Below are 23,688 nucleotides of genomic sequence, written 5' to 3'. Positions count from 1 at the left end.
CCTGTTTATCGGTTACTGATCGCCTTCATAATAGAAGGTCGTTACTTGAATCGTCGCAGATACAATATCGGATCGCTCTTCTGAAAACTCATTTTCCTCACCAGGTAATGAATAATCAATCGTATCCACACGCATGACGCGCTCTAATGTTTCAAGTTCTTTTAAAAATACTTCAAGGTTTGCTGCATTTGGTGATTCTACATTGACACTAAATGTCACCATTTTCAGCTCTGCTGGTAATGCTTCACGTGCAATTGTGGATACGGGTGGTGTAGTAGCTTCTTCTGTTGTTTCTGTAGCTTCCGCTGTCGGGACTTCCCCATTTACAACCTCTGTTGCTTCAGCTGTTCCCTCCCCTTCCACTGGCTCTACTTGATTTGGATCCTGCAGCGTAGAATCTGCTACAAGTGAATCATAATTATTAAAATCAAGTGACACAATGCGCGATTCGGAGACGAACTCAATTTCTTCAATATTTAATAGTAGTTCAATCATCGCTCGGTCCTGTGGTACTTTTTTACGAAGCTCAAACGTATTCGATGCCGTTTGATTTTGTTCGTCTTGAACAAGGGCAATTTGCTCTTGTAGACTAGCGACTTCTGTTTGTAAGCTACTCACTGAACTTTGCATACTAGACACCTCGTCCTGCTTTGGCAGGACAATATAGTAATAAATCGCAAATAATAATGCTGCGACTAGCGCTGTAAGTAAAAGTAATGATGAATTTTTGCCACCTGAAAGTTGATTCATTATTGCACACCTCCAGAAGCCAAATACGTTTCATTCATAAATAATGTAAGTTCTACTGAATAGCGTGGCACTTCATTGAAATTAATTTCCTCTGCTGTGTCTTCAGTGATTGGATTTACATCAAAATTCGACACGGAGCCCAGTTGAATATCCACAAAATACGCACTGTTTTCCAATCGGCTCACGTAAGTTGACACATCACTTAATGTTTCAAAGTCCACCGAAATTGTCGCTGATTTTTCATCAAATGAATAATTACGTAAGTATGTATTTTCTGGTAGTAAGTTTTGTGTTTCATCGATTAGCGGTGACACAGGATAAGATACTCTTTCCACGAATGCAACTGACTCTTCTAACGAGCCTTTATTTCCGCTAATCAGTTCATCATATTCACTTTGCACCTGATCTCGCTGTGCTTGCAAGGCTTGCTCCTCATTCGTTAGCGTAACAAGCTCACTACGCGCACCAAAATATTGCCATACTAAAAGCGACAACAGTAATAAAGCGATAATACCTACTACGCCGTAAAGAAGTTTGGAACTGGACTGCCCTTTTTCAATATTCGGGAGCAGGTTAATATCTGGAATCATGCATTAACCTCCTTTAGTGCGAGTCCAATCAGTGAGGCGTGCTTTGCCTTCAATTGCGGATAAAATTCTTCAATGACTGCATCATCAATGACTTTGATCGGTGTAGCTAAATTTTCACTTAAAAATGTACTAATGCTATCTAGTAACGGGTTGTCCCCCATAATAATAATTTCATCGACCGATTTTTCCCCTTTATGTAGAGAGAACTTGAAAAAGTTCATCATACGATCAAGCTCAAGTACCTGATCTGTTACAATCATTCGGTAATCTTGAATATCGCCACTGTACGTAAACTCCACTTCCCCATTTTCATGCACTTTTGGATTCCATTTGACCATATCTGTGTCAATCGATTGGTAACGTAAAAACTCCACATGTCCATTGGTATAAATACAAATCGATAATTCATTAATCGACCAATCTGCAATTAAAAACGTCTTATGGTCATCAATTTTTTTCATCTGCTCTAATAGACGTAAATTGGACAGTGCTCGGATATCGGCCACTTCTGGGTTCATATGGATATCTAGCAGTAGCCCCATAAACTTTTGTACTTCCTCGGGAGGCGCTGCGAATAATACCGCTTGACCATCACCAGGAATATGATCATACACATCCAAAAGCGGCTCTTGGAACGGTAAATGAATGGAATGCCCCAGCTCCATTTGCACATATTCCTTTAATTTCTTGCCCTCAACATCTGGTGGATGATCGAATGTTTTTAGCAGCACTGACGTATCCGGTACAAATAGACGCACATTTTGCTTCTTCCCACCGAATTTCGATGCATTTTCTTTTAGCAAATTAAATAACGCGATTTCATCGATAATTGTCGCATCCTGCACAACCCCCTTTGGTAGCGGGATTTCATGCAGTATCCATTGCGCTGCATTCGGCCCCTTTTTGACAAGCGCACGTAGGACATAATCATTAAGTTCGATTGATACGTGTGATTTTTTTTTGAAATTGAACATGGTAGGGCCTCCTTTATAGGTTTTGGATTTTTTTAAAAGAACAAACGTTAACTGAATTCACTTGCAAATTAATCACTCAATAGAACACCCAAGCCTAGATGGGTTGGATGTTCTTTGAGTGTTTAATTATTTTGTATACTCAAACATGCCTGTTACGGGTTCTGCCTTAGATACATCGATTCCATCGACAGTGGCTCCCGCAATTCCAACATCTCTACTACCAACTTTAATTTTACCAGTAACTGATAAAGATGTTGGTGTTGTTGCCGTTCCCTTAGTAACAGTATAAGTAGCACCTTTTAAAATACCTTCTGCATCAACAAAACCTACTAAACCCGCTTTATCAACACTCACCGCATCAGAATTTTCAGTGAAGTAAATATTTGCAGCACTAATAACATTTACAACATCTGATTTTGCTGCTTTTATTCTAGAATTATCAATGATGTTTCCAATCGCGGGGATTGCAATTGCTGCTACAATAGCTAGGATTACGATTACTGCTAAAAGCTCGATAAGTGTTAAACCTTTTTCGTTTTTAATACGGTTTTTCATTTGATTAAACATATTAAAACCTCCTTTATTAGTTTTATAGTTTTTTTGTTTTTGCACGGACGTTTGTTGCATACCTATGTCACCTCCTTGCAAAACGTCCTTAGTTCCATATTTTCAATGTGCTCTTACAATTCTCTTAACTTTACATTTGCTCATATAAACTAAACATTGGCATCATAATAGCCGCAACAATTATTCCGATTACTACCGCTAATACTAAAATCATTAAAGGTTCAATTAACGATTTCAACGTATCTACTGCACGGTCAACCTCGTCCTCGTAAAAGTCCGCTATTTTCTCAAGCATATAATCTAGTGAGCCGGTAGATTCCCCGATTCTCGTCATACTCGTAACTAAGGGTGGGAAGATCCAACTTTGTTCAAGTGGCTCTGAAAGCGTACTTCCTTTTTCAAGACTTGTTCTAGCCTCTAGGATTACTTTCCCTAATACCGGATTCCCTGAAACTTTTTCCGATATCGTTAATGCTTGCAAAATCGGTACTGCACTACTAAATAACGAAGATAAAGTACGTGTCAAACGAGCTAATGCTGATTTCTGAAGCAACGGACCAAAAATAGGCATTCGTAGTAACGTGTAATGCACCATATAATTGAACTCTTTGTTACTTTTATACAACATATTGAATCCGACTATTGAAAACACAACTACCACAATCACTACCCACCAAAACTTCTGTAGCCAATTACTCACTGCTACTGTAATAACCGTAATTAATGGCAATTCCGCGTCCATCTCTTCAAATGTTGATACAAATGTAGGTACAATAAAAATTAGTAAGAAGAATACAACTATTACGGTAATGACCATTAGCACAGCTGGATACGTCATCGTCGATTGTACTTTTTTCTTCAATTTAAATTGTTTTTCAAATGTATCAGCTAACCGTTCGAGCGTTTCGTCGATATTCCCTGTCGCCTCACCCGAACGCATCATGTTGACGAATAAGTCCGGGAATACTTTTGGATGCTTCCCTACTGCTTGTGAAAATGAAGTGCCTGACCGTACGTCTTCTTCCACTTGTTCTAACGCTTTTTTCAACGGTTTACTAGCTGATTGGCGTGCTAAAATATTCGTCGCTTCAACAATGGAAATCCCCGCACGGATCAGCGTGGCGAACTGACGGCAGTATATAACGAAATCTTGATTTTTAATTTTCCCACCTAGATTTAAATCCTTGTGTAAAATGCTGTTAGACTCCGCAATCTCACGTGGGTTAATGCCTTGTTCACGGAGCTTAGCTACTGCGGTATTTTTATTCGATGCATCAATAATACCTTTTTTCGTTACTCCTGCTTTCGTACGGCCAGTGTATTTAAATACGGTCAACTATAATCACCCACGTTCATATACGGGCGCGCTTCCTCTAATGAGATTTTCCCTGAAGAAACAAGCTGTTGAATCGAATTTTCTAATGTATGCATTCCCAGTGCTCTGCTTGTTTGCATAACACTCGGTATTTGGTGAATCTTTTCGTTACGAATTAAATTGGTAACAGCCGGTACAGCAACTAAAATTTCAGTTGCAGCAACTCGTCCTTTTTCATGTTTCTTTACAAATAGTCGCTGCGAAATAATGCCCTGGAGCACGTTCGCTAGCTGAATACGGATTTGTCCTTGTTGATAGGGTGGGAATACGTCAATAATCCGGTCAATTGTCGTTGGTGCGCTCGATGTATGTAATGTGCCGAAAACTAAATGGCCTGTTTCTGCAGCCGTAATCGCCGTTGAAATTGTCTCTAAATCTCGCATTTCCCCTACTAGAATAATATCCGGGTCCTGACGTAGTGACGCACGTAAGCCGTTCGCAAATGAACCCGTATCGACACCGATTTCACGCTGATTTACAACTGATTTTTTATGTTGGTGTATATACTCAATTGGATCTTCTAGCGTAATAATATGCTTTGATTTATTTGTATTAATGTAATCGATCATTGCAGCAAGTGTTGTCGATTTCCCCGAACCCGTAGGACCTGTTACTAAAATGAGTCCTTGTGGTTTTTCAGCTAGATCATATAAAACTTGCGGCATGTTGAGCGATTCAATTGTTGGAATTTTACTTGAAATTAATCGCGCAGCAATCGCCCCCGCATTACGCTGATGATAGGCATTCACACGAAAACGACACATACCCTCTAATGAATAGTTGAAGTCGGTTTCGCCTTTTTCGTCAAACTCTCCAACCTTATGCTCCGGTAAGATTTCACTGACCATATCACTCACCATTTCTGGCGTTACAGCGATTTCACCATATTGGGAAAGCTGTCCATCAATTCGGTAAACAGGAGGAATGCCTACCGTTAAGTGTAAATCTGACGCACGCTCCTCGTAAGCGCGTGTTAACAAATCACGAATAGATAGTGTTGAACTCATACTTTACTCCCCCTATTCCGCAGTTGCTACACGCAGAACTTCTTCTGATGTGGTAACTCCGTCTAATACTTTTAATAGCCCGTCCTCGAGCAATGAATGGTAGCCTTGTTCCTTCATGTAATCTCGAATTATCGTGGCGCTTGTACGATTTAAGATTAATTCCTTTAGCTGACGGTCAATTGGTAAGATTTCATGAATTGCTAGACGACCACGGTAACCCGTATGGCTACAAGACGGACAGCCGCGCCCTTTACGAACGGTTTCCACTGTAAATCCATTTTCAGCAAAAATCTCTTTCTCGCGATCTGTCGCTGGAATAGTTTGTGCACAGTCACGACAAACGCGGCGCACCAAACGCTGTGCCATAATGCCAACTAAAGAAGATGATAATAGAAACGGTTCAATGCCCATATCCTGCATACGCGAAATCGATTCGACTGCGCTGTTTGTATGCAGCGTACTTAACACTAAGTGACCTGTTAGTGACGCACGAACCGCAATTTGAGCCGTTTCTAAGTCTCGAATTTCCCCGATCATTACAATATCCGGGTCTTGACGTAAAATCGAGCGAAGTCCCGCTGCGAATGTTAAACCAACCTCTTCTTTTACTTGAATTTGGTTAATCCCGTCTAATTGGTACTCCACTGGATCCTCAACCGTAATGATGTTCACTTCTTCATTATTTAAGTTCGATAATGCCGCGTATAAGGTAGACGATTTACCTGAACCAGTAGGACCTGTAATAAGTACAATGCCATTTGGTCGCGCAATCATTTTACGAAATAACGCTTCATTCGACTGTGTGAAGCCCAATTTATCAATATCATTGGCCGCATTACTTAAGTCCAAAATACGCATTACGATTTTTTCACCGTAAACAGTAGGAAGTGTCGATAAACGGATGTCCACTGGCTTGAAGTTGACATTGATTTTAATACGACCATCTTGCGGCGTACGGTTTTCGGTAATATTTAAGTTCCCCATAATTTTTACACGGGCCGTCATCACGCTTTGCATATGTTTGGGTAATGAACGCTCCGTACGCAGTACCCCGTCTACGCGGTAACGTACTTTAAATTCTGTTTCCTGTGGATCAAAGTGAATATCGGATGCGCGCTGGGCTACACCATTGGCAATAATTTGGTTGACTAAACGGACGATTGGTGAATCTTCATCGGTAATTTCCTGCTGTGTTTCAGTAGCACTAGCATAAGAACCTATATCTGAAAGCGCCGCATCCATCGATTCTTGTAGATCGTAGTATTTCGTAATCGTCCGGTATAAATCGTCCTTTGCTGCAATACTCGTTTCAATTTGACAACCCGTCGCCATACGGACTTCTTCAATCGCGAAGTAATCCATTGGGTCAGCCATCGCAATAAACAGTTTATTGCGGTCACGACGAATCGGCATAATGCTAGCACGTTTTGCAAGCTCTGCTGGAACTAACTGAATGAGCTCCGCATCAATTGCATATTGATTTAAATGGATGTGTGGAATCCCCAATTGGAATTCTAATACTTCTATTAATTGTTGCTCGGTTAAGAAATTTTCTTTAATAAGAAAGTCTCCAAGTTTTTCATCGCGGCTTTTCGTCGTTAAGGAGTATTCCAACTGATCATTTGTAATAACGCCTGCTTCTACTAATAAGTCACCTAGCCGTTTACGCGTTGCTACCTTCATAACAAGTCCGCCCCTTTCTTACGGTGTAATTAAATTTCCACCCTTATCGTAGTAACTGCCTTCCGGTAAATCTTCATCATCTAATGGTAGTTCATTCAACTCGCCTGATTCACCCTCAGAATCATCTTCATAGTCTTCTAGGCCATCTCCGTCTAAATCAATTGTAGCATTAGTCGAACTACCATCTGAATTTGTTGACGATGTTACTGGCTGACGCGATGATTTCACAACTATGCGATTTGTTGGTGCATAGTAATCCTTACTAACTAACTCTTCCACACCTGTATCGGCAGCTATTCGATAGACAGAAACGCGTAACCCCGGTGTTCCCTCTTGAACTAGTTCCTGCTCGCCAATCGCTAACTTATTCGAATAACGTGTAATAATACGCGGTGCCACTTCACGATCACGCACAACGCGAACAGTTACTTCCTGTTCCTTCATTGTTGAATAGGCTTCCACTTTGAAATTCTCACCTTCAACAGCCAGCTTAAATTTGATTGCGCTTGCCATCGTATTTACAAAACGTAAATCTTTATTGCCACTACGATCAATCGCCGCTTCAATACCAGGCTCTAAATAAGGTGAAATGCCCTTTTGTGAAGAACGCTCTAGAATTTCACTATTTATTTGGAGCGCGACACTATAAACCATCGACGCAACAAAATTGAGTGCATCACGGTTCGCCATATCAACACGATCCCCTAAATTATCTAATAAAGAGTACGATTCTCCCGGATTAAGCAACTGATCATTTAGTGCTTCTGTTAAATCATTGATGCCCATCGCACTTGATGGGATTTTTTCGATGGCTAACACAATCCGTTCATTTTCAATCGAAGTTAAGTCTGAAACTGTTGCTTCTATTTCATGTGAACGTAAATAAGCTGCCTGAGTCATGACCAACTCATACGTTTGGTCTGTATCCCAAATTGCAACAGATGCAATTTCATTTTTAATCGTTTCACTTGGCATTACTTGAAATGGTAAATGCACTATTCGTTTCGACGTCCAAAATTCATACCAAGCCTTGTTCGTCAAAGTTTCATAAGTAGCAATTGTTGCATCGACATCATACTGAATCGTAGTTGGGTCCAATTCTAAGTTTGTTCCTCCACCGACAAGGATAATTGGCTCGTTTGTCCAACTTTTTATTGCCTCATTTAGCACTGCCTTTAGATCCTCGGTCGATAAATTATCAACGACAATCCCACCTATCGTCGAACTGTTTCCTTCTTCATCCGCATACGCCTTTTGGACCAAATAATTCCCAGGTGATAAAATATATGTAAGAACTAGAGTTAACGCTGCCAATATAGATAGTTTCTTTCTTATTTTCAAATTGAACACCTCAAATACTATTTGTATTACTTCCTTTTATTTTCCATAATTACTTCCAAATTAGTAATCCAAAAAACCTATATTCATAGAATACACTAAAATTATTTCTATTGCATAAATCTTTCTTCCTAATATTTCAAAATAAATTAATTTCTAATTTATTATCAATGAGTTTTATAGCATATAATATTATGTCATTGTATAATAAAGGTAATTATTAACCGATAAATAACTTGAAGTAACAAAACTTAAGTATATCACTTTCTATATATAAAAATTTTAACCTTCAATAGTAATATCGGAAGGGGGCCAAAACGTTGAAATATAAATTAAAGAAGACATTAGATTGTCAAAAAGGGATTTCGTTGATAGAGGTAGTTGCGTCGATTGTATTAATTTCTATTATACTCATCTCATTTTTTGGATTGTTTATCCAAAGTGCAAAAACGGGAAAAGCATCTGAGGAAATTGTCGATGCGACTTATGTGGCACAGCAAAAAATGGAGTTCTATTTTAATTTCTCCAAAACTTCTATTATTCCAATTGGTAATTATACCGAAGCTTTTCCAAATAATTACACTATAGATATTGAAATCACAAAGTTCTCTACAATTTATCCAAATTTAAGAAAAGTATTAGTCAAAGTATGCGAGGGCCAAGAATATGATATAACTGGAATAATCAAAAGCTGCTCGAATAGAAATGCACCGTTAAAAAGCCAGCTTCAAAGTATTTATTAGGAGATATATAATGAAAAAAAAAATAATGAATGACAAAGGAATCTCACTAGTAGAAGTTATTGCAACATTGGTTATATTAAGTATTGTCGCTGTATTTATTATGGGTATTATATCATCTAGTGCAAATACTCATGTAAAACAGGTCTCAGCAAATAAACAACTTTTTGATGTTAGTTATGTACTAAAGTTAGTAACAAAGGATGCTCGAAGAACTACAGATTTAACACATCATGGAGATACATACACATTCACTTCCTCTTTAGATCCATCACTTCTTTTTACTTATACATTCGAAAAAGATAACAAGGAGCTTTATCGAAGTGAAGCTGGAGGATCTCCACAATTAATCGCTACTCAGGTCGAGCTATTTAAAATCATTGGGACTATTGATTTAGTCATCAACCTAGAATTAAAAGATCAAAACGGTAAAATCCTAAAAGGTAATACACAAATATTCTTTAGAAAGTGAGGAATTTTTATGAAGTGGCATGTAAAAAAACAACAAGGTTATTCATTGTTGTTAACCCTTTTCACAATAGTACTCATTTCAATCTTGGGTTTGAGCTTATTTAGTATAACAAGTAATTCCATGAAGACATCAACAAATGAACAAACAGATCAAGCAACTTACTATATAGCAGAAAGCGCGCTAAATTATAAATTAGCAGAAATAGAAGCTACTCTTTCAACTATTAATAATTCCGCTAAAACTAATACATTAACAGAAATTTCTAGATTAAATAGTTTGCCTGCCATAAATCCGGAAAAGGCTAATTTGAATTCTAATTATTTAACTACTTATTATTTAAATGAACTAACAAATTCATTAGGAATTCAATTACCTGGAACAGATAATTATAATTCAAACTTATTTGTGACTACTTTAGACAATATACAACCAAACGCCGTTGTAAATATTACAACATCAGCCACTCCTTTGGAATTTAATTTAGAATCAAATGGAAATATTAAAAGCAGTCGAAAATTACAACAAAAAATAGCAATAAAAGCCGAAAATGTACGTGTGGGAGACTACATTTTAAATAGCCCTTCTCCACCTCAAATATCTAATCCAATTGACTTAAATATTGCACCATTTTATTTTTTTAATGGAGATACTAAACTATCTGTAGGTAATAATTGGAGTATTAATGGTGTAAGTAAAAAAGGAAATACTGTTTATGATACTTTACCTAATACTAATATTTCATACCTAAATGATGTTTATTTACACCACAAAAAATACTGTAAGGAAAAGGAAAATTCATTACCAAAGAGTACTTCAAACCTTGTTAACGGACAAATTAAAAATCCTGGTTTATATTACGTTAACATACCTAACTTAAATAGTTCAGATTTCAACTTGTCTATTGATAACCCTAACAAACATCATGTTGATTTAATATATTGTAATGTAGAAAAAATAGGAAAAGTTCCTTCATTTAATATCACCGGTCAAAATGTTAACATTTTTATTATTTCAGATTACTCATTAATAACTAATAATGTCCACGCATCAAATTTGAGCACTAATATTTTTTATGCACCTAAACTTGAAACAAAACATTTCAACGGAAATGGTCAAACTATTTGTACAACTTTCTATATTAATTCATTAGAAGCCCTTAATGGTAGTGGTGATAATATCTCTAACGCGTGTACGGGTTATTTACCTACCTTAAATGACCCGATTTACAATTCAGAAAGCGTTTATGTAAAGCCCTCCGAAATTATCGAATTATAAATTGTTATTTTAGAATTTAATTCTAATTACTTATTAATTTTATCCAAATATAGAACAGGCCACTACTTATTCATATTGAACAAGTAGTGGCCTATTTCAAGTTAAATATTTATTCTATATTTTCAATACTATGTCAAAATACTCCCCAATCTCCCTCCAACCACGAACCCTTACAAACCCCTCCACCTCGGCATTATAAGGCATTGAATATAAAATCCCCTGTCCTTTAAATGCCGTTAATTGGCGCGGGCTGTCGTCGATTAAATAATCTGTATTAATAACAGCTTTATTGCCACAGAATACATAGTTTTGTGTGTTTAGGAATGGGAAGTGCTCGCGTAGCCAGTCGTATTTCGCATTGAATGAACCGGGTACATCCATTGCCGCTGTTGCGATATATACGTCAAAGCGTTCATTTAGCTCGCGTACTACTTCGATTGAATCCGCATCAAGAACTTCTAAATCGCGGAAAAAATCGGGTTCATTTATTATGGCAAAAAATTTCGTTGCATCGGCTGGGTCTAAATCCCCCAGTGTTGTTTGTAAAAATTCTTCTTCTGTTAAGTTCGTTTGAAAGGCTGCATTATAGGTTACAGCCATTTTCTTATAAAAGTTTGCTAGTACTTGATCCATATCAATTGCTATACTTTTTCTCATCTCGGTGCCTCCCCATCTGTTCTTCCCTCAGTGTAAACAAGGAACAGGACCGAAACAAGTAAATGCCTCAATTTCACCTATTATTTACGTAAGAGGCGATTTGACAGGAGTAGCCCTACCCCGCCAATCACAATAAAGAGTACTGAGCGAATGAGTAAATCTAGTGATGATAGATCAAAGAATATTAACTTGAAAATGCCAAACACAAGTAGCCCGAAGCCTGTTAATTTCAGATTACGGAATTCGCGTTTTGTACCGAGCATTAAGGCAATTCCCGCTGCAACGAAAATTGACACTGTATTCATAATCACACTTACTTCCCAGCCAATAAAGCCCGCAAAACTCAAACATTCAGACAAGCTCATAACTAGCCCCACTGTAACAATGGTTCCGATCATTAAGCAACTTTCGATTTTTGAGGCCAAATACTTTTGCCAATTCGTATAAATACTGCCCTCCATATACAGATCGACGAGTATCGCAACTACCATCGCAATATAGAGTAGGCGTGTGACAATATTAAATACCTCGTCCGTTGCGTTATACCCATAAGTAAGCGTCAGTATGGCCATACTGAAGAAAAAGCTAACGACTAGGAAGACCGGCAATAATTTACCCGCAAATTGACTTGGTGCTGTAATGGCAAGTGCCATCGCAAGCGCTATAAAAATGAGTGTACAATACGGTAAACTCGCATCCGTGAAGTATGCTAAATCAATTTTGTACATATACAACAAACTAAACGCCATAATGAACACGGGCGCGAGTTCAATGGCATGAACTTTACTCATGAGTTGCTCGAACTTTGTCAATTCCTCTTTCGGTCGCTTCGCCAACATAAAGGCAGCTACCATCATTGCAATAAGGAGCAACAGTGTAATGTTTTCGAGTGTAAAGAACGGCTCCACATCATTAATAGTGAAAATCACGAGTGACGTCATCATAAATACAAACGTATACGTCACTTTCATAAAGCTCGCACGTAATTTCAACGCAACCATTAGTCCAGCAAAGGCACTCAGCGCAACAAGCAATCGCTCTGTCTCATCCGGTAAATTCATCATAAGGAACACATTCATTAACGTTAAAAGTGCAAGCGTTGCGACTACATCAAATACATTTCGTGCACCTTGCTTCCATACATACCAGGCTGCCCCTGCAAATAATAGCAATGTCACAATGAGTACGCCTTCTGCAAATTTTTCATCGATCACCATGAAATTAATCAGCATTAAAATGAACGCACTTGCACTAAATAGAAGCCCTTCATACACCGTTTTCCATTTGCTCGCCGCGTCATACAAGCGCCACCAGCTATACAGGAAAATCTTTAGTATTGCAACGTAGCTAAGTGCAAATAATAAACGATCTGCATCTGTCGTTTCTACTACGGCAATTGCTAGAACGGCAAAAAATGTAGTGACATATAATGCGATTCGTTGCTGATGCTTCACAATAACAAGCTGCAATACCACCATCAGCACGAGCACAAAACCTACAATCAATAGCCCACTGAAATCCATGTATTCTAGTAAATAAGGTAATAGTAATGAAGTAAATGCCACAAATGATGTGAGCACTTCATTTTGTTTCACATAACTAATCCAAATGCCGTATGCGATATAAATAACGGCGATGATGAGTGCTACATATAGTCCAAGCACATCATATATGATAGCCCCTGCTGCCGTCGTCAAAATCCCGACCATAAAGGCCCCGCCGTACAAAGTAATCGTAACAGCTGTCGATGCGAATCCTTTTTTCTCTGCAAAGTAAGCCGCTACACCTAGCCCGATTGACAACATATAGGCCATCGTAACTTTTACCGCATCCGACAAGAAGCCATAATCACTAACAAGCTTCAGTCCCCATAAAACACCGAGCACCAAAATAACCATAAACACCTTTGGCAACGCGTGCGTAATCGTTTCCTCAAGCGAACGCTGAGATTTTTCAGGTTTCGCCTCTGTTTTATGCACAACTTCTTTTTGTATTTTTGCTTTTTCTGGGAATAAATATTTATCTAATGGTTTCGGTTTTTCTTTAGGCTCAATTGGTGTGAATACTTGTTTATCTGAGTTTTCGGTTACCGGCTGCACTACTTGTTGTAGTGAGTGACTGCTTTTAAGCCCATTCAACTCTGCTCGCAACATCCGCACCTCTCGCTCCAACGCGTCAATCCGATCATTAACATCCTTTTCCATCTTCTCACCCCTTAAATGATGAAATTTTCTGACTGACATAATTATAGCACGCGGGCTCTAAAATAGTAAAATTACACTTTTATTTAGAGGGTGGGTTTTGTTTACTTGTAAAGTTGACTTGTTTACTTGCAACTTTCTTCTATTTACTTGCAAGATTCTTCTAGTTACTTGTAAACACAGCTCTTTTACTTGCAAGTCTGTTTGTTACTTGCAAACCCAACTCTTTTACTTGCAAGCTTGTTACTTACTTGCAAAATCAACTCTTTTACTTGCAACTTTCTTCTATTTACTTGCAAACCCAACTCTTTTACTTGCAACTTTATTAGTTACTTGCAAAACACAGCTCTTTTACTTGCAAGCTTTTTACTTACTTACAACTTTCTTCTAGTTACTTGCAAACTCAACTCTTTTAATTGCAAGATTCTTCTATTTACTTGCAAATTCAGCTCTTTTACTTGCAAGCTTGTTACTTACTTGCAAAACCAACACTTTTACTTGCAACTTTCTTCTATTTACTTGCAAACCCAGCTCTTTTACTTGCAACTTTCTTCTATTTACTTGCAAACCCAGCTCTTTTACTTGCAACTTTATTAGTTACTTGCAAAACCAACGCTTTTACTTGCAAGATTCTTCTATTTACTTGCAAACTCAGCTCTTTTACTTGCAACTTTATTAGTTACTTGCAAAACCAACACTTTTACTTGCAACTTTCTTCTATTTACTTGTAAACTCAACGCTTTTACTTGCAACTTTCCTCTATTTACTTGCAAACTCCGCTCTTTTACTTGCAAGCTTGTTACTTACTTGCAAAACCAACACTTTTACTTGCAAGATTCTTCTATTTACTTGCAAACTCAGCTCTTTTACTTGCAAGCTTGTTACTTACTTGTAAAACCAACACTTTTATTTGCAACTTTCTTCTAGTTACTTGCAAACTCAACACTTTTACTTGCAAACCCAGCAATAAAGTCTGTCGGAACAGATGGATCGCTATTTTTCAAATCAGACGTTTCATAATTCACAATAAATCGGCTGATCATGAATTCTCTCAAAGTTACATGAAAGACCGCGATAGTTTTCCCGACAATAAAACATTAAGCTCTTCTGCCTATCTTTCTATATAACGGAATAATTTTGTATTAGTATTCCATCCAACACATTGCTCAGAAATTACAACAACAAAATCGCCTATTCGGATGATTTGGTACACTTTTTTGGGCTCATTCATACATTGTTAAAAAGGGGGATTACTTTTTGCAGTATCATGACATGCATCATTTAGAACATAGAAACATTGTTAATGATTTGATGAAGACTCTAAACGGGGAATTTCAAGCAATTTGTTTTTATGAATACTTAGCGAACTGTGCACCAAACGAGGTGATCAGAGACCGCATTCTCGAAATTCGCAAGGATGAAATGCGCCATTACGCTGGTTTTGCTTATATTTATACATGTTTAACAGGGATGCATCCCACGCCGCAATTATCCGATGAACCATACCCGAAAACGTTTCAAGAAGGGGTGCATGCCGCATTTATCGACGAACAGCAAGCGGTGGAATTTTATCATCAAGTAGCCAGAGAGACACAGGATTGTTTTATTAGTAATGCATATATGCAAGCTTCTTTTGACGAACAAAATCATGCTGTATGGTTTTTGTACTTTATGAGGGGTTAGTAAAGTAATAATTTTATACATTAGAAAAGCTATTCCTAAACCGCGGAATAGCTTTTTTCCATTGCATCCATATCCTTTTACAAGAACAAACCAAAATCTCCATGTTAGACGCTTGATTTCTTGGCTTACGATTATTCTATAGTTCCTAACAAAAAAGATTTAACCCCTATTTCAACCCATTCTTCTTCAATACCTTCTCCTGTTCCCGTGCCTTCTTCGTCACAATATAGCTGTTCTTCCAAACCCCATATAATACGAGCACAAATGGCACTAACGCTAGAAGCAAACTTACAAATGAATCAATTACGCCTTGGTCAAACCACTTTAAATCAATGTCTAGCGAACGCAAAAACAAAAGAATGGCTGATAGCAAGCCTCCAAATAACGCGATATGCTGCTTTAATTTGTCTGCTGTCATTTTCCATCATCCCCTTCCATCTCATCTATACGTTTGTAGGCTTGTATTAATGATTGTTTTATACGCATTATTTGACCTTTGCGGACGTAAACAAGCGCTAGAGTCTTGCTGCTCCAACGCCAAACGATAATTTATTGATCATATTTCTACAAAATAACACCACAATTCGTCTTTAATATGTATTTAATAGGCATACAAATAGTCATCAAAACTTTCATTTCATATGTTAGTAAAGAAACTAAGCTAGTCAAAAAGGAGGTTATTCTATGTTTAATTCGAAAAAGGGTTGTTCGCGTTGTAATAGAAATGGATCAAATCAAATGTCCCCTAGCCAGTTCGATCCGTGGCAATCACAAGTTTCACCGATGCAATCCCAAACTTCACCAATGCAATCCCAGCTTTCGCCGATGCAATCACAAGTTTCGCCAACACAAGTTTCACCGACACAGCAATTTGTTCAAACAAATGTAACAAACACTGTTGTACCGCATGTTCATCCTTCACATACAACTACTGTGAACAGACATATGATCAATCACGAACACTATTTCCCTCACACACAATCTGTCGTAAATCAATGCTGTGAGAGACATATCATGTGCAACATGCCACACCATCCTAATTGCAAACAAAGAAAAAGAGGATTTGGTTTTTAAGCGACACGTCTTGTTTACATTTTTAGAAAAACTATTCCCCTCAATGTTTGAAAGACAAAAAGAAAAAGCGTCGGAGCCCTACAGCCCCAACGCTTTTTTATTAATACATCTTCATGTATTGGTCGCGTTCCCATTGGTGTACAGTGCTTCTGTACATGTCGAACTCGATTTCTTTTGCTTCTTTAAAGTTTGCGTAAATGTGTTCACCAAGTGCAGCTTGAATTAATTCATCTTTTGCAAGTAAAGCTAATGCGTCGTCAAGTGCAGCCGGTAAGTTTTCGATACCGTTTGCTTTGCGTTCTGCTTCGCTCATTACATAAATGTTGCGGTTAATCGCTGGTGGTGGTGTCATTTTTTGACGGATACCTTCTAAGCCGGCTTCTAGGATTACAGCCATTGCTAAGTAAGGGTTAGCCGCTGGATCCACTGAACGTACTTCTACGCGTGTAGATACGCCGCGAGAAGATGGAATACGAATAAGTGGTGAACGGTTTTGTGCTGACCATGCTACGTAACATGGTGCTTCATAACCTGGAACTAATCGTTTGTAAGAGTTTACTGTTGGGTTTGTCACCGCTGTAAAGCCTTGTACGTGCTCTAATACGCCCGCCATGAATTGTAATGCTGTTTCAGATAAGCCAAGTTCTGTTGATTCATCGTAGAATGCATTTTCTTTTCCTTTGAATAAAGAAACGTTAAAATGCATACCTGATCCAGCTTCACCGAATAATGGTTTTGGCATAAACGTTGCATGTAGACCGTGTTTACGTGCAATAGTTTTTACTACTAATTTAAATGTTTGGATGTTGTCACATGCAGTAATGGCGTCCGCATATTTGAAATCGATTTCGTGTTGACCAGGAGCTACCTCATGGTGAGAAGCTTCAATTTCAAAGCCCATTTCTTCTAATTCAAGCACGATATCACGACGGCAGTTTTCGCCAAGGTCAGTTGGTGCTAAGTCGAAGTAACCACCGTTATCATTTACTTCTAAAGTTGGTTCGCCTTTTTCGTCTAATTTGAATAAGAAGAATTCTGGCTCAGGTCCTAAGTTGAAGTTTGTGAAACCAAGTTCTTCCATCTCTTTTAGAACGCGTTTTAAGTTATTACGTGGGTCACCAGCAAATGGTGTGCCGTCTGGACGGTAGATGTCACAGATGAAACGAGCAACTTTGCCCTTTTGAGCAGTCCATGGGAAGACCATGAATGAGTCATAATCCGGATATAAGTACATGTCTGATTCTTCGATACGAACGAAACCTTCGATTGAAGAACCGTCGAACATCATTTTGTTGTCTAACGCTTTTTCTAATTGGCTAACAGGAATTTCGACATTTTTAATTGTTCCTAAAATGTCAGTGAATTGTAAACGAATGAATTTAACTTCTTCTTCTTGCACTAGACGTTGAATGTCTTCTTTTGTGTATTTACCCACAGTATTTCACTCTCCTAAATATGTTCGGTCCCAGTTTCCTGGGCTATTTATAATTTACACGCTTCTTATTTCAGGCATTCGCGCGCGAATACTCTTTTATTGATAAAAACGTGATAAATCCCCTTGTCGAATTGACGATTTTTGCATGCGTTGTGCTTGGTGCATTTCTTCACGCAAAATTTTTCGTAGTTCAGTATCAGTAATTTCTTTGTTTTCAGTTTGTGCAGCTGGGTTGTTTTTCATGTCGAACACCTTTTTGATGCCCGCCATATTAACCCCTTGCTCTAGCAAGTCTTTTACTTCAAGTAATTTATCCACGTCGTTTAATGAAAACATACGTCGATTTCCTTCTGTACGGTGCGGCTGAATTAAATCGTGCTCTTCATAATAACGAATTTGTCGCGCTGTTAACTCTGTCAGTTGCATAACAATACTAATCGGTAACAATGGCATGGATCGTCGAATCTCACTACTCATTTAATCCACCTCCCTTTCACATATATTACTCTCTGTAAGTTAGCATGTCAATCTTATGTAAGAAAAACTAACACAACAGAAATAAACTCCTAAAATATTTGCAAAATTGAGCGAATAATCGCAAACTACTAATGTTTGCATTACTATTTTTTCAATATACATTATAAATATTGGAGGGTGAACTTTAGTTCTGCACCATAACTTGCGGTTGATTTCCGTTCTGGCTGGACGCTTTCCAGGGGGCGTTCGATGAGCCGCTTCGGGAAATAAAGGAACAAAGGCTAAGTACGCCACGTCCTGTGGCAACGCCTTTGTGACCAACATCGTGTTGGCCTCAGTCCAGGGTCTCATCTAGAACGCTAATCCCCTAGGAGTCGCCAGCCGCCACTCCAATCAACAATTATTCTACTCTAATTGACATCCACTCCTATTGTTGATGAGCCTGAATTTTAACTTTATTCAATTTACGTAACAAAACAGCTACATTTGGAAGTGTTTCGATGGGTGGCATACTTTGTTTGCGAATAGGAAAGTTATACTTGCTTATCCACTGAAAAGAGGACATCGCTTGTGCGACATCCTCTTGTAGTTTATTTTAATGCTTGTACTGCCGAGCAAATTGCATATTTTACATGCTCATAGGTTAGTCCACCTTGCACAAACGCTGTATACGGAGGACGGATTGGGCCATCTGCAGTTAACTCAATACTAGAGCCTTGTACAAATGTACCAGCAGCCATAATGACATCATCCTCATAGCCGGGCATGTATGCTGGTTCCGGTGCGAAGTGGGCATTGATTGGTGAAGCCGCTTGGATTTCGCGACAGAATGCGACCATTTGCTCCGCTGTTTGGAAAGATACAGACTGAATTAAATCTGTACGTGCATCTGTATAGTGAGGTGATGTTGTCATACCGATTTCTTCTAGCATAGCTGCTGTGAAGATGGCACCTTTTACGCTTTGTGCCACAACATGCGGTGCTAGGAAGAAGCCTTGGTAAAAGTCAGCAAGTGTATTTAATGTCGCGCCTGCCTCTGCACCAATGCCTGGTGACGTCATGCGGTAGGCACATTTCTCGACTAGATCAGCACGTCCTGCAATATAGCCTCCGATTTTTGCTAAACCGCCACCTGGATTTTTAATGAGTGAGCCTGCCATTAAGTCCGCGCCGATTTCAGTTGGCTCTAAAGCTTCAACAAATTCACCGTAACAGTTGTCCACAAAAATGACTGCCTTTGGTGCAATTTCACGAATTTGTTTAACCATTGCTTCAATGGCTTCAATTGTGAATGATGGGCGTGTTGCGTAGCCTTTTGAACGTTGGATAGCGATCATTTTTGTGTTGGCATTTACTGCCGCGCGCACACCGTCCCAGTCAATCTCTTTATTGTCGAGTAGATCAATATGTGAATAGTTAATATTAAAATCCTTTAATGAACCTGTATCTTTTTCGCCACCGTATACAATTGATTGCAATGTATCATAAGGCTTTCCTGTAATGTACAGTAACTCGTCGCCCGGGCGAAGTACACCGAATAGACTTAGAGTAATAGCATGTGTTCCTGAAATGATTTGCGGGCGTACAATCGCTGCTTCTGCGCCGAAAACTTCTGCATACACGCGCTCTAAATTATCGCGGCCCTCGTCGTCATAGCCGTAGCCACTTGATGGATTGAGGTGATAATCACTAACTTGATGCTTGCGGAATGCAGCTAATACCTTTTGTTGATTGAAAAAGGCTTGGGCGTCTGCTTTTGCATGGTAAGGGCGAACTTTTTCCTCGATATGCGTAGCAAGCGCTAACGTTTCTTCTGTTAGATTTGAACTAAATGCCATGATGAAAACTCCATTCTATCTAAAAATAACAATAAACTTCTGGCTCTACACCAAAATCAGTACTTGACAGCACATTCCACTCCAGGCGGACGCTTTCCGTTCCATGTGCCTATAAAGTAGTGCACTTTCTTTTAAAGTAAAGGACATGTTTTGGTAAAGACCCAAACTTCTTTTACTTTATTAATTATATACTAGCCGTCAACAATTTGCTTTTGACGGCTAACTATAAAACTGCTATTCTCTTGTCATATTGAGTTTTTTACGGAGGGGTCACAAATGGCATGGGATGTCTTTAGTGTTGTTGGCACAATCGCTTTTGCTATTTCTGGTGCGATTGTAGCGATGGAAGAAGAATATGATTTATTCGGCGTTTACTTACTCGGTATTGTCACGGCTTTTGGTGGTGGTGCCATTCGCAACGTCCTAATCGGTCTACCCGTATCAACGCTATGGAGTCAGGAATCGATGTTTCAAATTGCTATTGCGGCTATTACGATATTCTTTTTAGTGCCCCAGCGCTTAATTAAACATTGGAATCGATGGGGGAATTTTACCGATGCTATTGGGCTTTCGGCTTTTGCAATTCAAGGAGCCATGTATGCAGTATCCCTTAATTTACCACTAAGTGCGGTCATTGTTGCAGCCATCCTTACTGGTTCTGGTGGCGGCATGGTACGCGATTTGCTTGCTGGGCGTAAACCAATTGTTCTGCGCGATGAAATTTATGCCATGTGGGCAGCAGGAGCCGGTTTAATCATTGGCCTCAATATGTTCACGAGCGATATTTTTCACTACGTTTTATTTATACTCATTACACTATTGCGCATTTGTTCCTATACAAAGAAATGGCATTTACCAAGACGAAAAATTAATACAACTTTAAAATAGAGCGCGACAAGTATTGAAGCGCGTACATTTCACTTTCACCATTTAGAAAGGTTTACTTTTTACCTACTAAAAAGCACAGAGTTGAGGGGGTTCCCAAAACTCTGCGCTATATTATAAGACTACTTAAATTCTAACTCACCATCATACGACATCATGCCGCCTTCTAGGTTTGTTACGTCAAAGCCTTGTGCTGCTAAATATTCGCAAGCATTGGCGCTACGTACGCCAGCTTTACATACGACGATGTATGATTTAGCTGGATCAAGTTCTTCCGTACGTTCAGGAATTGAACCAAGCGGGATGTGAATAGCACCTGGAATCATTCCATGCTCTACTTCAAAGTCCTCGCGAACATCAATTACGTTTAAATCTTCATTTGCATCAAATAAATTTAGTAAATCATCAGTTGTCATTGTTTTCACGTTTAAAATCCTCCAATATTTCATTATACACTGTCATTATAAGTGAATAGCTGGAAAACTGCTAGCGAAGGATACAATTCAACCTTTTATATCAACAAAAGGTTTAAATTTATCTTCTTCCCCTGCCAATACAACTTGTTTAGAAGGCACAAAAGTAGAGATTGCGTGCTTATAAATAAGCTGCTGCTTACCGTCCGATTCTAACAGTACAGTGAAGTTGTCATAGGATTTGATTGTCCCTTTTAACTGGAAACCATTCAACAGGAATACCGTTAAGAAAATATTATTTTTCCGCAGATAATTTAAAAACGTATCTTGTAAGTTAATCGATTTCATGAAGGATCCCTCTTTTCTTTTCTATTCACTCCTCTTTATTCGCCATGACTATATTTTTTCCTTCTTTTTTTGAAAAATTAGAAGTTTTTTATTATGACATCCCAATCATTCCCTATCCATTGGACGTCCATCTTATTGCGGAAATACGTTAATTGACGTTTAGCATAGCGTCTTGAATTTTGCTTTATTTGTTCCACTGCTTCCTCTAATGTAACGAAGCCGTCAAAATAGGCGTAAAGTTCCTTGTAGCCAATTGCTTTCACGGATTGGACGTCTCGAATATTCGCATCATACAATGCCTTCACTTCTTCTACTAACCCGTTGTCCATCATCATGTCCACACGTAAGTTAATTCGGGCATACAATTTCTCACGGTCCATGTCCATACCGATAATTAAATGATTATATAAAGCAATATCGCCGCGATTAAATTCCTCGGCAGCCTTTGATACGCCACTCAACTCCGCCATTTCGAGCGCACGAATAACACGACGCGTATTGTTTGGATGAATTTCCTGTGCTGTTGCTGGATCAATTGCAGCGAGGCGCGCATGCATTGCATCTGGACCAAGCACCGCTAGCGCTTCATAATATTTTTTTCGCGCTTCTTCATCTACTTCTTCCTTCGTAAATTGGAAGTCATATAAAACAGACTGCACATATAAGCCTGTACCGCCGACGATAATTGGCATTTTGCCGCGCGACTGGATGTCAACAATTTTGTCGCGTACGAGCTGCTGGTATTCTGCAACAGAAAAGCCTTCTGTTGGTTCTTTAATGCTGAGTAGATGATGGGGGATACCGTCCATTTCCTCTTCGGTAATTTTCGCTGTCCCAATATCCATTTGTTTGTAAATTTGCATGGAATCGCCGTTAATAATCTCTCCACCGATTTCCTTTGCTAACTTAATACTAAGTGCTGTTTTCCCTGATGCAGTAGGGCCAATAATTGCCACTACGTCTTTTGTTTTAGTCATTTTTTAACCACCGTAAAATAATATCGTATGCATGCTGTTTATTTGGTTCTTTCAATATTTCATGGCGCATTCCTTCAAATAAGTACACCGACACGGACTCCACGCCAGATTCCGTCATTTGCTGCGCTACTTGGAATACACCTTTCCCTTTGTCCCCTACAGGATCCTCACTGCCACTTATAAAGAGGACGGGTAAATCTGGACGAATGCGTGAGTTTTCACCCTTTTTATTTATTAAAATAAGACCATCTGTTAAATCCGCAAAAAATTGATTGGTTGCAATAAATCCACATTTCGGGTCAGCGATATATTTTTGTACTTCCTCTTGATCGCTACATAACCAGTCAAATGACGTTTTCACATTGCTAAATGATTGGTTAAAACTACCGAAGCTCAGGTCATTCATTAGATGACTTTTTTCTAGTGGTCCTTGTGTTTTTGCGAGCGCCTTGGCAAGACGATTCCCCACATAATGCAGCCTTGTTGTCGCCCCTGTCCCACAAATGATGACATCCTGCAATGTCGAGCTATAGAGTTGTATATAGCGCCTTGCAATAAACGATCCCATACTATGCCCAAATAACGTCACAGGTGGGAGATTTCTTCCTTGACGAATTGTTTGCAGGACATCAAATACATCCTTTACAACACGCGCAAAGCCGTTTTGCTCACCAAAATAGCCTAGTTGGCCGTTTTGATCAACGGTATTGCCATGTCCTCTATGATCGTGCATCGATACGAAATAACCGTGTTCACAGAGCATTTCTGCAAAAGATGTGTAGCGTGTTGAATGCTCTGCCATCCCATGTAAAATATGAAAATGCCCTACTACTTGCTCTTTAGGTGTAAATGTTGTAACAAAAACTTCATGCCCATCACTCATTCTTACATATTGCATTTGTTTGTCCATTAAATCACCCTTTGCTTCG

At 38.8% G+C, this 23,688-nt stretch carries 25 protein-coding genes; 6 read left to right on the top strand and 19 right to left on the bottom strand.

Going from position 1 to position 23,688, the window contains the following annotated elements:
• Positions 1 to 12 precede the first annotated feature (12 nt).
• The 8 genes from MHH87_RS05440 to MHH87_RS05405 all read right to left on the bottom strand — a co-directional run bounded on the left by MHH87_RS05440 (position 13) and on the right by MHH87_RS05405 (position 8,287).
• The gene (locus MHH87_RS05440) at positions 13 to 750 is read right to left on the bottom strand and encodes a potassium transporter (RefSeq protein ID WP_340748312.1); all 738 of its coding nucleotides are present in this window, start codon (positions 748 to 750) and stop codon (positions 13 to 15) included.
• Positions 750 to 1,340: a PilN domain-containing protein gene (locus MHH87_RS05435; protein ID WP_340748311.1), complete on the bottom strand. Its 591-nt coding sequence runs from the start codon at positions 1,338 to 1,340 to the stop codon at positions 750 to 752. Before MHH87_RS05435 ends, MHH87_RS05440 begins: the two co-directional genes overlap by 1 nt.
• Positions 1,337 to 2,314 carry a type IV pilus biogenesis protein PilM gene (gene pilM / locus MHH87_RS05430; protein WP_340748310.1) on the bottom strand — a complete coding sequence of 326 codons (978 nt, stop codon included), beginning with the start codon at positions 2,312 to 2,314 and terminating at the stop codon, positions 1,337 to 1,339. Before pilM ends, MHH87_RS05435 begins: the two co-directional genes overlap by 4 nt.
• Before the next feature lie 126 nt (positions 2,315 to 2,440).
• Positions 2,441 to 2,881, bottom strand: coding sequence for a prepilin-type N-terminal cleavage/methylation domain-containing protein (locus MHH87_RS05425; RefSeq protein ID WP_340748309.1), 441 nt, complete (start codon positions 2,879 to 2,881; stop codon positions 2,441 to 2,443).
• Between the two features lie 130 nt (positions 2,882 to 3,011).
• The gene (locus tag MHH87_RS05420) at positions 3,012 to 4,217 is read right to left on the bottom strand and encodes a type II secretion system F family protein (RefSeq protein ID WP_340748308.1); all 1,206 of its coding nucleotides are present in this window, start codon (positions 4,215 to 4,217) and stop codon (positions 3,012 to 3,014) included.
• Positions 4,214 to 5,263 carry a type IV pilus twitching motility protein PilT gene (locus MHH87_RS05415; RefSeq protein WP_340748307.1) on the bottom strand — a complete coding sequence of 350 codons (1,050 nt, stop codon included), beginning with the start codon at positions 5,261 to 5,263 and terminating at the stop codon, positions 4,214 to 4,216. Before MHH87_RS05415 ends, MHH87_RS05420 begins: the two co-directional genes overlap by 4 nt.
• Before the next feature lie 12 nt (positions 5,264 to 5,275).
• A complete protein-coding gene (locus MHH87_RS05410) occupies positions 5,276 to 6,946 on the bottom strand; it encodes a GspE/PulE family protein (protein ID WP_340748306.1) in 1,671 nt (556 codons plus the stop codon).
• A gap of 18 nt (positions 6,947 to 6,964) precedes the next feature.
• On the bottom strand, positions 6,965 to 8,287 hold the full coding sequence (locus tag MHH87_RS05405; protein ID WP_340748305.1) for a VanW family protein: 1,323 nt from the start codon (positions 8,285 to 8,287) through the stop codon (positions 6,965 to 6,967).
• Between the two features lie 317 nt (positions 8,288 to 8,604).
• Between MHH87_RS05405 and MHH87_RS05400 the strand changes: the two genes are divergently transcribed.
• From MHH87_RS05400 to MHH87_RS05390, 3 genes are read left to right on the top strand one after another with little or no spacing between them, the layout of a single operon-like run.
• Complete coding sequence (locus MHH87_RS05400) at positions 8,605 to 9,027, top strand: prepilin-type N-terminal cleavage/methylation domain-containing protein (RefSeq protein ID WP_340748304.1); 423 nt, start codon at positions 8,605 to 8,607, stop codon at positions 9,025 to 9,027.
• Between the two features lie 10 nt (positions 9,028 to 9,037).
• Positions 9,038 to 9,496: a type II secretion system protein gene (locus MHH87_RS05395; protein WP_340748303.1), complete on the top strand. Its 459-nt coding sequence runs from the start codon at positions 9,038 to 9,040 to the stop codon at positions 9,494 to 9,496.
• A gap of 9 nt (positions 9,497 to 9,505) precedes the next feature.
• Positions 9,506 to 10,771 carry a type II secretion system protein gene (locus tag MHH87_RS05390; protein WP_340748302.1) on the top strand — a complete coding sequence of 422 codons (1,266 nt, stop codon included), beginning with the start codon at positions 9,506 to 9,508 and terminating at the stop codon, positions 10,769 to 10,771.
• 114 nt (positions 10,772 to 10,885) lie between these two features.
• Here MHH87_RS05390 and MHH87_RS05385 read toward each other — a convergent pair whose 3' ends face one another.
• From MHH87_RS05385 to MHH87_RS05375, 3 genes are all read right to left on the bottom strand, one after another.
• Positions 10,886 to 11,428 (bottom strand): 5' nucleotidase, NT5C type, encoded by a 543-nt coding sequence (locus MHH87_RS05385; protein ID WP_340748301.1) that lies wholly within the window; start codon positions 11,426 to 11,428, stop codon positions 10,886 to 10,888.
• 80 nt (positions 11,429 to 11,508) lie between these two features.
• Complete coding sequence (locus MHH87_RS05380) at positions 11,509 to 13,632, bottom strand: DUF2339 domain-containing protein (RefSeq protein WP_340748300.1); 2,124 nt, start codon at positions 13,630 to 13,632, stop codon at positions 11,509 to 11,511.
• Between the two features lie 632 nt (positions 13,633 to 14,264).
• Positions 14,265 to 14,423, bottom strand: coding sequence for a hypothetical protein (locus MHH87_RS05375; protein WP_340748299.1), 159 nt, complete (start codon positions 14,421 to 14,423; stop codon positions 14,265 to 14,267).
• Between the two features lie 463 nt (positions 14,424 to 14,886).
• Between MHH87_RS05375 and MHH87_RS05370 the strand changes: the two genes are divergently transcribed.
• Positions 14,887 to 15,312 (top strand): ferritin-like domain-containing protein, encoded by a 426-nt coding sequence (locus MHH87_RS05370; protein ID WP_340748298.1) that lies wholly within the window; start codon positions 14,887 to 14,889, stop codon positions 15,310 to 15,312.
• Between the two features lie 166 nt (positions 15,313 to 15,478).
• Here MHH87_RS05370 and MHH87_RS05365 read toward each other — a convergent pair whose 3' ends face one another.
• Positions 15,479 to 15,730, bottom strand: a complete 252-nt coding sequence (locus tag MHH87_RS05365; protein ID WP_340748297.1) for a phage holin — start codon at positions 15,728 to 15,730, stop codon at positions 15,479 to 15,481.
• A 266-nt stretch (positions 15,731 to 15,996) separates the two neighbouring features.
• On the opposite strand from MHH87_RS05365, the gene MHH87_RS05360 reads away from it, so the two are divergent.
• Positions 15,997 to 16,386: a CotD family spore coat protein gene (locus MHH87_RS05360; RefSeq protein WP_445683079.1), complete on the top strand. Its 390-nt coding sequence runs from the start codon at positions 15,997 to 15,999 to the stop codon at positions 16,384 to 16,386.
• Between the two features lie 100 nt (positions 16,387 to 16,486).
• On the opposite strand, the gene glnA is transcribed toward MHH87_RS05360, so the two are convergent.
• From glnA to MHH87_RS05345, 3 genes are all read right to left on the bottom strand, one after another.
• Positions 16,487 to 17,821: a type I glutamate--ammonia ligase gene (gene glnA / locus MHH87_RS05355; RefSeq protein ID WP_340748296.1), complete on the bottom strand. Its 1,335-nt coding sequence runs from the start codon at positions 17,819 to 17,821 to the stop codon at positions 16,487 to 16,489.
• A gap of 96 nt (positions 17,822 to 17,917) precedes the next feature.
• Positions 17,918 to 18,298 (bottom strand): MerR family transcriptional regulator, encoded by a 381-nt coding sequence (locus MHH87_RS05350; protein ID WP_340748295.1) that lies wholly within the window; start codon positions 18,296 to 18,298, stop codon positions 17,918 to 17,920.
• Positions 18,299 to 18,888: 590 nt separating this feature from the next.
• Entirely contained in the window at positions 18,889 to 20,136 is a 1,248-nt protein-coding gene (locus tag MHH87_RS05345) for a methionine gamma-lyase family protein (protein WP_340748294.1), read from the bottom strand.
• A 276-nt stretch (positions 20,137 to 20,412) separates the two neighbouring features.
• On the opposite strand from MHH87_RS05345, the gene MHH87_RS05340 reads away from it, so the two are divergent.
• Positions 20,413 to 21,024: a trimeric intracellular cation channel family protein gene (locus MHH87_RS05340; protein ID WP_340748293.1), complete on the top strand. Its 612-nt coding sequence runs from the start codon at positions 20,413 to 20,415 to the stop codon at positions 21,022 to 21,024.
• Between the two features lie 119 nt (positions 21,025 to 21,143).
• On the opposite strand, the gene MHH87_RS05335 is transcribed toward MHH87_RS05340, so the two are convergent.
• The 4 genes from MHH87_RS05335 to MHH87_RS05320 form a co-directional block, all read right to left on the bottom strand.
• Entirely contained in the window at positions 21,144 to 21,446 is a 303-nt protein-coding gene (locus tag MHH87_RS05335) for a rhodanese-like domain-containing protein (protein ID WP_340748292.1), read from the bottom strand.
• Positions 21,447 to 21,524: 78 nt separating this feature from the next.
• Complete coding sequence (gene hfq / locus MHH87_RS05330) at positions 21,525 to 21,782, bottom strand: RNA chaperone Hfq (protein WP_340748291.1); 258 nt, start codon at positions 21,780 to 21,782, stop codon at positions 21,525 to 21,527.
• 77 nt (positions 21,783 to 21,859) lie between these two features.
• Positions 21,860 to 22,759, bottom strand: a complete 900-nt coding sequence (gene miaA / locus MHH87_RS05325; protein ID WP_340748290.1) for a tRNA (adenosine(37)-N6)-dimethylallyltransferase MiaA — start codon at positions 22,757 to 22,759, stop codon at positions 21,860 to 21,862.
• Entirely contained in the window at positions 22,752 to 23,669 is a 918-nt protein-coding gene (locus tag MHH87_RS05320) for an alpha/beta fold hydrolase (protein WP_340748289.1), read from the bottom strand. Before MHH87_RS05320 ends, miaA begins: the two co-directional genes overlap by 8 nt.
• Between the last annotated feature and the right edge of the window lie 19 nt (positions 23,670 to 23,688).

It is taken from the genome of Solibacillus sp. FSL H8-0538 (assembly GCF_038003525.1).
GTDB lineage: Bacteria > Bacillota > Bacilli > Bacillales_A > Planococcaceae > JBBOPI01.
Note: the sequence above shows the minus strand (reverse complement) of the source record. Positions and strands in the feature narration are given on the sequence as shown.